This is a genomic window from Butyrivibrio sp. INlla16 (genome assembly GCF_900104155.1).
In the GTDB taxonomy this organism is placed as follows: Bacteria; Bacillota; Clostridia; order Lachnospirales; family Lachnospiraceae; genus Butyrivibrio.
The window spans coordinates 19,044-30,340 of sequence record NZ_FMYB01000048.1 but is presented as its reverse complement, the minus strand read 5'-3'; the positions used below and the strand labels follow the sequence as shown (position 1 = coordinate 30,340).

Sequence of the window (11,297 nt, the reverse complement as noted above, 5' to 3'; positions counted from 1 at the left end):
AACTTCTGTTGAACGCTCAAACAAGCGTGAGAAAATAGACTTCAAGCTAGAAAGCGGCAGGCACCGCTCAACAAAGATGTGGTACTGCCGCCTCTATCACATCCTCATGTTACAACATTTGGATGCATGGGATCTGCCTTACGAATCCGCCCCGAGAAAGTTGGTTTGTAATGTAGCATGATCTCGTAAATATCATACAGCATTCTCAGGCATAGCAACAGTGTTATGTCTATTATTCATGCCCTGTTTTGCATCTTTTTTTCATCTTGGGTAATATTCACTTGTCAAAGTTCAATTGCCAGAATTTAGCTGGCATGATCACTCAAGATTCCGAGAGATCATATTGTGATCCTTTCTTCTTGTTCTGTTAATTTCATGTTCTTTCTGCCCGCGCTCGTTCTGAAGCATTCTTTCAAGATCCCTCTTGTTATGGCTCAGAACTTCCATCTTCGCAAGATTCAGCGTTGCCTCTGATAACGGTCTTTCGGTTTTCTGATACTTCTCCCGCAAGCCATCAAGTTCTTTCTGCCATGCCTTCGGGTTGATCTTTTTATCCGGTTCCTTGATCATATCCTTAAGCACATCACGGTGGATCTTATAAGTGTTCAGCTCGGTCTGATGCTTACGCTTGTATTCCTCAGCCTGACTCTTCTTAAAGAAGCCAAGTGGCTTACCGTTTTTATCTTCCGCTTTCTTCAGCTTCCAATACTCGGCATTGACCTTCTGATACGGCTCATACTGCGCGTGATAATCAAGCAACTTTTCAAGATATGCCATACGGTCATTCATGGTGCTTCTGCTCGCTTCAAGCTCATCACATTTACCCTTTAATGCCTTTCTATCAGCCTGCATTTCATCAAAGGTAGTCCAACCCTTGCTCTGCACATAGGCTACCATCAAGCGGATGCGGCTCTCCCCATCCATTCGGATAACGCTTAATGCCCGTCCTGCATTTCTGAGCATTGTAGAAAGTTTCCTCGTCAATTATCGGTTCCTGCGTATCTTCAAAAATCTGCCAATACTTCTGTGCTACATAGTGGCTCTTCTTGTCCTTGAAGTGCTTTCTTGTCTTAAAGTTGACCGTATGCCCCAGATACTCCTTCCTCGTGAGTATCGAAGCCACACTCGAACTCGTCCATCGATATGGATGATTCAATTCTCTGTTCAGCCATAATCCCATTCCCATCTTCTGCTGGTGATAAGCGGGTATCTCAACCTTATCGGCTTCAAGGATCTTGCATATCTGAAATGGGCCTTTTCCTTCAAGGGTAAGCTTAAATATCCGCCTAACCACCTCAGCGGCTTCCTCGTCTATGATCCATTTATTTTTATCATCGGGATCTTTCATGTAGCCGTATGGCGGTGAGCTTGCGACATGCTTTCCGGCATCGCCCTTTGCCTTGAATGTTGAGCGGATCTTCTTGCTCGTGTCTTTCGCATACCACTCATTCATGATATTACGGAACGGCAGAAAATCATCATCACCATGCAGGGTAGAAGTCTGGTATTGATACGCTTCTGTGTCCTGTTGATGCTCTTGAGGAGCTGTACAAGACCTTTTACCGGAAGGTATTCTGCTTTGACAGGTATCAGTACACTGTCGGCAGCTGCCAGAGCGTTCACAGTGATAATTCCCAGTGAAGGCATGCAATCTATAAGGATGTAATCGTAGTCACCCAGAATAGGCTCTACAAAATCCTCCAGAATGAACTCCCTGCCTGTCACTGCTACCATCATGAGTTCAATGTCTGCAAGTGATATATTTGCAGGTATCAGGTCTACACCCTCATCATTGTGAATTATGTAATCCTGCGGATTTACCTTTTCTTCATTCTGCTCGTTCAGGAGCTTCTTAAAGGCATCTGCGATTGTGACCTTCATTTCATCCGGTTCCTGGAAGCCAAGGCACTCTGTAAGATTGCCCTGTGGATCTGCGTCTATCAGAAGGACTTTCTTCCCCTTCCTTGCAAGTCCGATTCCCAGACTTGCTGTAGTAGTGGTCTTTCCCACACCGCCTTTCTGATTTGCTACTGCAATTACCTTTGCCATACTTTTTCTCCTTCTGCGCTTTTTGCGCTATGGTGAAGCTGATGCAGCTTCAATTATTTTTTATCTGTTGCCCTTTCCTCTGTAATACATACCGCTGGATGATCTTACGGTCTCACCATGTTTTCCATTCTGCTTATATCCTGTTCTGGAATTATGGTTTGTACCTTTTCCCGGAACACCCTGCCTCTTGATCACATACATCTTGCAGTGATGATCGTTGTTCCTCTCGTTGGTTCCGGTGACAACATCAAGTATCTCTACCTGATTGTTCCTGCCGATCACCTTTTTCATCCATTCGACTCCGTTCTTAGTACCATTGATGTAGATTCTTGTTTTTCTCATCTTTCCTCCTTCTGGTAGTTGATCATGACGCAAAAAAGGACATCTTCCTTTAGATTTCTCTTAAGGAAAATGTCCTTTTATTACCCGCCGAAACGGTAACTTATTCATTTGATACCATACTCAATACATCGGTTTTACATCAATGTACTTCATTATACGGCTGTTATATGGTGTACAGATGGCGTACAAAGGTCATTTTTTCGAGTTCAAAAATTCTTGAACCCCGCATAAACACTGCATTCTTACTTGTCAAGTGATTTCAATGTCGGGAAAATCCTTACTGATTCTTCCATACCGTGTCTTAGCATGTCATACACGTTCGTTTTAGAAAGGTCACGGGACTGACTTTTATCCATAGCGCGTCGTAGAGTGTACCTTATCTGCTGTCCTTTTTGGTGCAGGACGTGCCCTCTTTGGACACCTATGGATAATCTCCATGATGGAGAACCCGATGAATCATAATCGATATCTTTCAATATCTGCTGATGCACATTTCAGTTCGTTTACATCTCTGAACTTTGTACTAAACTCAGTATAATACTTCCTGATCCATTTGTCAGTACCTTTCCGTAAATTTTTTCCCCAAATGACGCCTTCCATGTCCAAAGACATACCTGTGTCATTCAGATGATGATCTTACCTTCAAGATTTGCCATTACTTCCTGCTTCTTTTCTCCGGTACATTCTGCATAGATGTCCATGGTCGTTGAGATGTCATGATGGCCCATGATCGACTGGATGACTTTCAAGTTGGACTCATTCTCGCACAGCCTCGTGCAGAATGTATGTCTGAGATTGTGGGCTGATATCTGCGGTATCATAATAGGTTCTCTGTGCTCCTGCTTTGCTAGTCTTTCCTCCAGCTTGTTGGCATCACTTATGATGCTGTGGAGTGCGCGGTTGACTGCTCCTGCCATCTGTACGGTGCGGCTTCCTGTGGAAAATACAAATCCAGAATAGCCATCCACTTCTTCCTCGCAGAAACCGATGATCTTCTGGAACTCATATTCCATAAGAAAAGCATCAAACACTTCCTGTACCATGGGTATTGTCCTCATTCCGGCGGCAGTCTTGGTGGTGGTCTCAATACGCTTTCTGCAGTCGCCTTCCTCATCAGGTCTGTCGCTAAGTGAATGGTTGACGCTGATGATACGCTTCTCAAAATCAAGGTCATCCCAGGTAAGGCCGAGGCATTCTCCTATTCTCATTCCGGTCCCCAGAAGGACCGTAAAAATCGGGAGCCATCCATGATACTTGCTGCTGGAGCGAAGGAAATCCATAAACTGCTTCTGTTCCGGAATCGAAAGGGCAAATCTCTTTTCCTTGATCCAGTACCTGCTGTGCTTGATCTCATTCATGACGCCTTCCGTAGGATTGGTTCTTATAAGTCCATCCCTTACCGCCATCTGGAACGCAGGATGGAGCACAGTATTCACGTGATCGACTGTGGTTGCCTTTAATCCCTTTTCAAGCATCAGGCCGTAGTAGAACCTCTTGATATCTGAGTACTTGATATCGACAATCTTACATTTTCCGATCCCCTCATCAATGTACTTGGCACTGTTCCTGTAAGCTCCTCTTGTAGATACCTTAAGGTCATACTTGGTAGCAAGATAACTGTCGACCATATGGCTCACTTCGATCGTGCCTGCCTTATGAGGGTCGAGTCCATCCTCATAGTCGCGAAGGAGTTTTTTCTTGCGCTCTCTCATTCCAACCAGTGTCTTTGAATAGATCTGATGTCTTTTACCGGTGCGGTCTGTGTAGGCAAAGCAGTATCTGCCGTCTGCTCTCTGATACTCACCGCTATGCAGAACATATCCTCTATTATCTTTTCTTGGCATTTGATTCCTCCATTTATCTAATAAAAAGAGGAATAGCCGGTTCATAAGTTCATTATAATCCGTCATATTCCTCAGTTTCAATCCATATTTATCCTCTTAAAAATCCCAAAACCCGCATAAATGCTGCTATTTGGACTTGTGTGTATCTGTATGGATTCCTATGGATTACTCGTCATACTCACAATTATTTTCTATGTGATCATTTACCTTAATCGTATCGATCAAGACACGACCCTTCACGTAATATCTTGCTTTTGCATCCTTAGCCAGCTCTTCTATAGAGTGTCTCCCCAGAGAATACAGAAGCATCGCCTCCTTGTAGGTTACGTATTTTTTCTGACCCGACATCACCAGTTCCCTCAGTTCTTTTTCCTCCAATTGCTTCCTCATCTTTGGCATTGCACAACTCCTTCCATCTTCTCATCTGTTTTCTTCTTGTATCTTCAATGAATTCTATTGCCTTTTTCTTTACCTTGCTGCGGTTGCGGTAAACCCTTGACTTGGCAGAGTCGTAATAGTTCTTGCTGTCATCCGCGATCTGCTGGAGATCTCTTTCTCCGGTAAGAAGGTCTTTGACTTCATTTCTCTGTTTTCTCGGAAGGATGACCATGGCATCATTGAGATCCTTATAATCTGTCCTCATATCCTGAAGAGCCTGGATCTGGATATCGTGCTTCATATCCTCATCTGCGCCCTTCATGGCATCATCGATGTTCCCATCCTGTATATCCTGTATCAGGGTCAGATTTCCTGTCGCCTCCATGCAGGTCGGATCACTCTTCCCTGAGGTCTGAACCCTGATACCAAGATCTCCTCTTGCCTCTCTCCGGTTAAAAGCCTTCTCTTCCTTAATATCATCGAAGAGCCTTCCTTCAAACATATCCGCCAGCTCAAGAAAGTTGTCATAGTGTTCAAATATGATGTCGATCCTCTTGCCGTTGTCAGATTCCGCATAAATAAGTAGAAAATCATTTTCAGCTGCCATCTTTCCCCTCCTTTGAAACGATGAAAACCAAAAGCAATATGATGTTGGTCTTAAGACTCTTATATAATATAGTACAAACAGTTTCAAAATCGTCCGATGTTCAGACATCATGTTCCGAGTTTCAGACATAATAAAAGCAGCCATTCAATGACTGCTTTCATCACTTTTATTATTTTCTTTTTTTCTTTCTTCTCTGATTTCTTTAAAGCAAATGCCAAGATTTGACCATCTTTCCAAGGAATGAAGATCTTTCTGTATAAATTCCCAGGATTCTTTGTAGTCATCCGACTTGCAAAAATCAGAATCGATTATGAAACAAAGGAAGCCCTCCAAGTCATCCCTATACTTGATTGCAAAAGTATATGCATCGTCTTCTTTTTCATCATCAGAGCTATTTAGCTTATTGTACAGCACATGATCAAGATTACTTGACATATAATATGCTTTATATGGCACAGATACCCATACGCTATTTAGTGCTGATAACCTTAACATGATTTCGCTTTTTTTCTCGTTACGTTTTATTATCTGTTCAGGTCTACACGTTTTTATTTCTTGAAGCGTATATATCGGTTCTTCAGCATTAGCATCTTCTATGACGTGATCTTTTGGAATAAAAGCCCCATCCGTATCAATGATATGGATGACACTCAAAAAATTTTCCTGCTTAAAATGATTTGCTTTTGCATAAGCTTTGACAATATTTCCGACTTTGGAAGCAATGTTTTCCGGCTTGGCAGTACTTTCAGAAGTTATATCTCCATGAGTTATTTCTACATGTACCGTATTTTTATCGTACAGTCTGCTAAGAATTACACCCAAAGCACTGTCATCGGAAGGGCCCTCGACTATTACAAAAACTATTTTCTTACGAGCCACTTATCTCACCTGCCTCCCGGAAAGCAAGAGCTATTTCAGCGTTATTCGTATGATCATAAACTTCTTCGTTCTGCTCGCCTAATACTATATCTCTGAAATAAAAATCTCTAAGGTTATTGTTTTCCTTAACTCCACTCATCCTTATATATCTATTCTTTGGATTTGTCGTTGTAAATGCAATAAATCCCTTATCAAGTGTCTCTAATGGTCTGAGATTGTGAGATGTAAAGATTAACTGTCCCTTTCCTTTCTCCGATAATATCCTAAGGATTTCCCCAAGCAAATATTCAAAGACACCGGAATCCAGCTCATCAATGGCTACCGTAATAGAAGTCTGGTTATAGATTACTATAAGCAACTGTAGAATTGATACAATCTTTTTTATTCCTTCTGACTCATATTTCAGAGGAATCTCTTTATTATTCTTATGCGACATCAGCTGTATTCTGTTTGTAACTTGACCGTCCTGCTGAACAATTTTTCCCAGATCTTTTACACTAATAGTTAGTCCCGGAACTATTTTCTCCAAAACAATATTCATGTCCTGCATGACTTTTTTCACAAGCTCAAGCATTTCCTCAGGAATAATAGAAGTTCCATCAAGGAGGATAACCATATTGCCAACTGCGCCTTTTTGTGCTTTCTCGTACTTAAAGGCAAGTGGCAGGGCATTCATGCTAATGACACCTGAGTTCGCAGTGTTTATAACAAATAATTCAAAATTACCATAGGTAATTAAGCTTTCTATCATCTGATAATGTCTAAGGAACTCAGTATCATGATTATTGTTACTTCTAGCTCTTATGTTATTTATTAACTCAGGGGAAAAGATAAAGGATCTGGAAGATGCCGAAGCAACCCTCTTTGCAACCAACAAGTCAAGTTTGAGCTTTTTATCATTTCCGATAAGGCATTCACGCTTAGGAGCAGGAAGAAATAACTCGTCTGTCCTTGTATCTATAAGTGTAGATTTCCTCATCTTTTCTGATTTGGATTCATAGGAGTAACTGATAACCTCATCATATACTACTGTTTTATACTTTTCCTTTGTTCCCGTAATAACATCTGAGTTCTGTCCAGTAACATCTTCTTCCTTCTTTATACAAAACTCATAAAAAACCTCATATTCACATTCTTTGTTCTTCACACTAAACACATATCTGAGTTTTGCAAAATCCGCATCAACCTGTATGTAATCTGCAAACATAGGTGGTATTCGTTGGCCACAAAGGTTGTATTTTAGCAGAAGAATAGCGTCAATGAGCGCCGTCTTACCTGAACCATTCTGCCCATATATCCCTAGTATACTAGTTCGATATGCTTTCCTCGTGTTTACTAATTCAACCTGCCCTGATATCACGTTCTTGAAGTTCTCAATGGATATTCCAGTGATTCTTACATCAAGCTTAGACATCTTTCACCTCCACCAATTTTGACAAAAGTCGATACATAGATAGAATACCACTCATTTGGCAAAACGTCAATATGAATGATTCGTTCGATACATTTTGTATCGATATCAGCTTTCGTCGTAACATTTTATAGTTGATTACCCAAAGTCAAATTACATGCCATCTCATACACACCTCATATTGACATTCAAATTGCCTTCAGAATTCTATAATCACAGCTTTGCGAGAGCCTTAACCTGCTCGATGGCAACTTTCCTAACTGAACCCTTCCTTATTGAAAAAAATGCTTTCAGTATCTCATCCGTCTCTATTTTCCTTTCCATGCGTTCCTTATCATCCTGTCCGAAGATAATCCAGTCAGCTGACACGTCAAAGAGCTCAGCATACTCTCTTATCATTGTTGGAGACAGTGTCCTTTTCTCCATCTCCAACTCCGATACAGCGCTTCGGCTTCCAAGGTGAAGCTTTCTTGCCAGTTCCTCCTGGCTCATGTTGCTCCTTGTTCTAAGCAGTCTCAGTCTTTCTCCGATGTTCTTTGTTTCCATTTCATTCTCCTTTTCCGGAGCCTGAAAACGGAAACACGACCTGCCTAGAGCTATTCAGTTTGCATCAAAAAAGAAGCCTGCAAAACGGTAATGAAACAAAACCATAATAGTTATGGTCACATCTCCGTTTTGCAGACTCCTTGGTGCTATTTTTATTTTCAGCATATACAGCTCTAGGCAAACTCTTGGCACATGAGCGGGGCTCGTTCGACTTACGCCTCCTCCTTTGGTTTCTATTTACATATAGAAGAACCCCACATTATTCTTTGCTGCGATTCAGCCCTTCGTTCACATATACCTCAAACTATTCAGTTTTCAAACTTACAGCAACAGCCCGATATCTTCCCCATGATGTCTGAGCTCAAAGTCAATACTATAACCTACTGATATTTCACGTTGCTACTTCCCTGCATTCCCTGGCATATTTGTTCCTCATTAGAATAGCTTCCTTAATATCTTCCTCAGATGCCGGATGAGCGGAGTAGCCTCTGTTCTTAACACTTACCCTAAGCCACTCCCCGCAATTTGGACATTGCAGGCATCCCTTGACAACCTCAACATGCATCATGACGTAGCCACAGTTTGTGCATCCCCCATGAACTAACGTTTTTTCTGAATTCATATAATACTCACTCCTTTCATACAACAGTGCATATTATATGTAGAAAAAACTAATACGTCAGCACGAAAAAAAGTGAACAGTTTAGGAACAACAATAGAACAGCCACAGAACACTTCCCGTACAACTCCATCAATCATAGTGCCTCAATTCCAGAATTCATGCCGCTTTCAGTCTTCAATTATTATTTGGTCAGCTTTGTAGTGAATTCTCAATGATACTCAGTAGATACAACAAGATTGAAGAATTTGGTCGAAAAAAAATAGCTATAGCTGATATTTCCAACTTAGATCAGAGCATACAACTGATGCAATTTCCTCAAGAAGATTTTCAATTTTTTACACGCGAGTCCGTAAAAGAAGTATTCTCTAAAACAAATGAGCTACGGCTATAGCAAGAGCAATCACCGTAAGTGGGAATACAACTGTATTGGCTGCATTACCATAGGATCCCAGATATGTAGCGTTAGCTATAAATATCTGATCCACGATATTATATAGAGCTCCTACCAGTAGGGAGATAATGCAGGGAATAGCATATTTTCTCATCAGGCTCCCAACAGGCTCTGTTCCTAAAAATTTGTTTTCATTATCATTCATTGTCTTTTCACCACACAAAAAGAGGCGTGTAGCCATCAGCCGGATTTACGCCTAAAGCCACACGCCACTTATGTCTCCTTTTTGTTATTTCAAATAATCTCCGATAGGGCTATTGTTGTACTGCTTGATCACCTTGATGACGATAGAGCCATCATCCTGCTTGGTTTCCTCAAGTATTTTGTACTCTGTCTTTGCATGCTCAAGAGACTGCTTATATTTTTCTATCTCTTCTCTTGAAAGTTTTTCGTTTCGCTCTTTTGAAACTTCATCCTTCTGAAAAAAATGCAATGTCTGACATATGCATGCCGCCTGAACCCTTTTCATATCCTTGCCTCTCTTTCTTTAATTAAAAACGAGTAGTAGAAACTGGTCTTACGCAGAATCTGCTACTCGTTACATTTTGATGTTACCACATAAATGTTCCCTGTTTCAAAGGTCATAATTAACAATTTTTCACTTCACAGGCATTATCAAAAATCACCAACTTGGATTACATTCTATGACCTATTACAAACTGCTTATACATTAAAATTGAAATAAAAACTCAAAAAAGTGCCCTTTCAAGAACTGGTATGCTTCATTGTGCTTCTCCTGTTATCTCTTTGGCAAGTTCCAGAATTTCAAAGGCATATTTTTCCTTGCCCTTTTTAAGGAGCTTCTTGTATAAAGGATAGTTGATGCCACAGATTGCAGCACCTACTATTCCAAAAAGCACCCCAATGACCATGAAAATTTCTCCTGTTCCAAAGACGCTAAGTCCAAAGCACATCCCTGTTCCAAAGATCAAAGTCCCAATAATTCCAAGCGTCATGGCTGTTATAAATGCCGGAAGCTTTGCTCTTTCATCAAGCTTTTTAAGCTGCCTTACCTTATTTGTTTCCTTTGGCATGTAATCCTTTGCAACACTTTCTGCATAAACCTTATCTAAATCGTTCATCGTATTCTTCTCCTTCTTTTCTCTTGAATGTCCTTTTTATGCGATCTTTCCTGTTTCTTTGAGCCATCTGATCTCGTCACGTATGGTCTCTCTATATGACCTTGTGGTATAACCCAGATCCTTACTTGCTTTACTTGAATCAAATCGGTTGTTTCTTGCAAGGTTGTAAACGGAGAATGTTGTCATAAGAGGCTTTTCTCCAGTCTTCTTAGCCTTTTTCTCAAGTACCCCGGCAATCAGGTTTGCTACTGATATTGGTAAAAAGAACTTCATCTGCTTGCAACCGCTCTCCTCTGAAACAAGCTTTGTAAAATCCTTAAAGCTGACAGGCTCATTCCCAAGAATGTAGCACTCTCCGCATTTTCCCTTATCCGCTGCTCCAATGAGTCCGTCAGCCAGATCCCTTACATCACACAGATTAAAGCTTCCGTCAATTCCGGCGGGCATCTCGCCATTGATGATGTCAACTAAAGTCTTGGTGGTCTCGCCCATTGCAAAGTCCTCAGGTCCAAGGATTCCTGACGGATGAACAACACAGGCGTTAAGGCCTTCCTTTGCAGCTTTGAGCACCACGTTTGTTGCCATAGCCTTTGACAATGAGTAGCAGCCTTTGATTCTCTCAGGATCAAGGGGAATAGATCCTTCGCACTCTCTTATGGTTCCTTTTTCTTCCTCAGGTATTGCTCCTGTTGATGAGCAATAGACAAGCTTTGATACTTTGTGCTCTTTGCACATCTCTATGATGTTTTCTGTTCCACCGACATTTACATCCATGACTTTCTGACTGTAATCAGGATTTACTGTTACGATGCTCGCTATATGAAGCACAATTACTTCCGTATTTTCAGGTGTCTCAAAGAATCTTTCCAGATCATCTTTGTTACAAAGATCGCCGTATGCTATTTCAACTTCCTCAGGAAGATATTTTGCTGACTTGTCGCCTTCAAGGACAAATGCCCTTACTTTTTCGTTTCTATCAACAAGCTTTCTGCAGACTGTGCTTCCAAGAAATCCTGCTGCTCCTGTTACCAGATACATCTTATTTGTTTTGCTCATTTATCTTTTCCTTTCTCATTCTCAATTTGT

At 41.1% G+C, this 11,297-nt stretch carries 14 protein-coding genes and 2 pseudogenes; 1 reads left to right on the top strand and 15 read right to left on the bottom strand.

What is annotated here, in order from left to right:
- A pseudogene (locus tag BLR42_RS23355) lies at positions 1-181 on the top strand (hypothetical protein); the annotation flags it as partial.
- 137 nt (positions 182-318) lie between these two features.
- On the opposite strand, the gene BLR42_RS17820 reads toward BLR42_RS23355, so the two are convergent.
- The 15 genes and pseudogenes from BLR42_RS17820 to BLR42_RS17755 form a co-directional block, all read right to left on the bottom strand.
- Entirely contained in the window at positions 319-897 is a 579-nt protein-coding gene (locus BLR42_RS17820; protein WP_091872067.1) for a hypothetical protein, read from the bottom strand.
- Positions 872-1,483, bottom strand: a pseudogene (locus BLR42_RS17815) (recombinase family protein); the annotation flags it as partial. The pseudogene BLR42_RS17815 and the gene BLR42_RS17820, both read right to left, overlap by 26 nt.
- Entirely contained in the window at positions 1,450-2,049 is a 600-nt protein-coding gene (locus BLR42_RS17810) for a ParA family protein (RefSeq protein WP_091872061.1), read from the bottom strand. The pseudogene BLR42_RS17815 and the gene BLR42_RS17810, both read right to left, overlap by 34 nt.
- Before the next feature lie 60 nt (positions 2,050-2,109).
- On the bottom strand, positions 2,110-2,391 hold the full coding sequence (locus tag BLR42_RS17805) for a hypothetical protein (protein ID WP_091872058.1): 282 nt from the start codon (positions 2,389-2,391) through the stop codon (positions 2,110-2,112).
- A 623-nt stretch (positions 2,392-3,014) separates the two neighbouring features.
- Positions 3,015-4,235, bottom strand: a complete 1,221-nt coding sequence (locus BLR42_RS17800; protein WP_091872055.1) for a site-specific integrase — start codon at positions 4,233-4,235, stop codon at positions 3,015-3,017.
- 165 nt (positions 4,236-4,400) lie between these two features.
- A complete protein-coding gene (locus tag BLR42_RS24125) occupies positions 4,401-4,544 on the bottom strand; it encodes a DUF6462 family protein (protein ID WP_242826453.1) in 144 nt (47 codons plus the stop codon).
- Positions 4,498-5,220: a hypothetical protein gene (locus BLR42_RS22975; RefSeq protein ID WP_022770064.1), complete on the bottom strand. Its 723-nt coding sequence runs from the start codon at positions 5,218-5,220 to the stop codon at positions 4,498-4,500. Before BLR42_RS22975 ends, BLR42_RS24125 begins: the two co-directional genes overlap by 47 nt.
- A gap of 144 nt (positions 5,221-5,364) precedes the next feature.
- A complete protein-coding gene (locus BLR42_RS17790) occupies positions 5,365-6,099 on the bottom strand; it encodes a hypothetical protein (protein ID WP_091872052.1) in 735 nt (244 codons plus the stop codon).
- A complete protein-coding gene (locus tag BLR42_RS17785) occupies positions 6,089-7,513 on the bottom strand; it encodes an AAA family ATPase (protein ID WP_091872049.1) in 1,425 nt (474 codons plus the stop codon). The genes BLR42_RS17790 and BLR42_RS17785 overlap by 11 nt, the downstream gene beginning before the upstream one ends.
- Positions 7,514-7,723: 210 nt before the next feature.
- A complete protein-coding gene (locus tag BLR42_RS17780) occupies positions 7,724-8,056 on the bottom strand; it encodes a helix-turn-helix domain-containing protein (protein ID WP_091872046.1) in 333 nt (110 codons plus the stop codon).
- A gap of 391 nt (positions 8,057-8,447) precedes the next feature.
- A complete protein-coding gene (locus tag BLR42_RS17775) occupies positions 8,448-8,678 on the bottom strand; it encodes a hypothetical protein (protein WP_091872045.1) in 231 nt (76 codons plus the stop codon).
- A gap of 365 nt (positions 8,679-9,043) precedes the next feature.
- Positions 9,044-9,274 (bottom strand): hypothetical protein, encoded by a 231-nt coding sequence (locus BLR42_RS17770; protein WP_330387390.1) that lies wholly within the window; start codon positions 9,272-9,274, stop codon positions 9,044-9,046.
- 84 nt (positions 9,275-9,358) lie between these two features.
- Positions 9,359-9,598: a hypothetical protein gene (locus BLR42_RS17765; protein WP_091872042.1), complete on the bottom strand. Its 240-nt coding sequence runs from the start codon at positions 9,596-9,598 to the stop codon at positions 9,359-9,361.
- 253 nt (positions 9,599-9,851) lie between these two features.
- Entirely contained in the window at positions 9,852-10,211 is a 360-nt protein-coding gene (locus tag BLR42_RS17760; RefSeq protein WP_091872039.1) for a dihydropteridine reductase, read from the bottom strand.
- Between the two features lie 36 nt (positions 10,212-10,247).
- A complete protein-coding gene (locus BLR42_RS17755; RefSeq protein ID WP_091872036.1) occupies positions 10,248-11,267 on the bottom strand; it encodes an NAD-dependent epimerase/dehydratase family protein in 1,020 nt (339 codons plus the stop codon).
- Between the last annotated feature and the right edge of the window lie 30 nt (positions 11,268-11,297).

Bases quoted from the DNA above. Each gene is read 5' to 3' on its own strand.
- BLR42_RS17820 (WP_091872067.1), bottom strand. From the start codon at position 897: ATGGTAGCCTATGTGCAGAGCAAGGGTTGGACTACCTTTGATGAAATG.
- BLR42_RS17810 (WP_091872061.1), bottom strand. From the start codon at position 2,049: ATGGCAAAGGTAATTGCAGTAGCAAATCAGAAAGGCGGTGTGGGAAAG.
- BLR42_RS17805 (WP_091872058.1), bottom strand. From the start codon at position 2,391: ATGAGAAAAACAAGAATCTACATCAATGGTACTAAGAACGGAGTCGAA.
- BLR42_RS17800 (WP_091872055.1), bottom strand. From the start codon at position 4,235: ATGCCAAGAAAAGATAATAGAGGATATGTTCTGCATAGCGGTGAGTAT.
- BLR42_RS24125 (WP_242826453.1), bottom strand. From the start codon at position 4,544: ATGCTTCTGTATTCTCTGGGGAGACACTCTATAGAAGAGCTGGCTAAG.
- BLR42_RS22975 (WP_022770064.1), bottom strand. From the start codon at position 5,220: ATGGCAGCTGAAAATGATTTTCTACTTATTTATGCGGAATCTGACAAC.
- BLR42_RS17785 (WP_091872049.1), bottom strand. From the start codon at position 7,513: ATGTCTAAGCTTGATGTAAGAATCACTGGAATATCCATTGAGAACTTC.
- BLR42_RS17780 (WP_091872046.1), bottom strand. From the start codon at position 8,056: ATGGAAACAAAGAACATCGGAGAAAGACTGAGACTGCTTAGAACAAGG.
- BLR42_RS17775 (WP_091872045.1), bottom strand. From the start codon at position 8,678: ATGAATTCAGAAAAAACGTTAGTTCATGGGGGATGCACAAACTGTGGC.
- BLR42_RS17770 (WP_330387390.1), bottom strand. From the start codon at position 9,274: ATGAATGATAATGAAAACAAATTTTTAGGAACAGAGCCTGTTGGGAGC.
- BLR42_RS17765 (WP_091872042.1), bottom strand. From the start codon at position 9,598: ATGAAAAGGGTTCAGGCGGCATGCATATGTCAGACATTGCATTTTTTT.
- BLR42_RS17760 (WP_091872039.1), bottom strand. From the start codon at position 10,211: ATGAACGATTTAGATAAGGTTTATGCAGAAAGTGTTGCAAAGGATTAC.
- BLR42_RS17755 (WP_091872036.1), bottom strand. From the start codon at position 11,267: ATGAGCAAAACAAATAAGATGTATCTGGTAACAGGAGCAGCAGGATTT.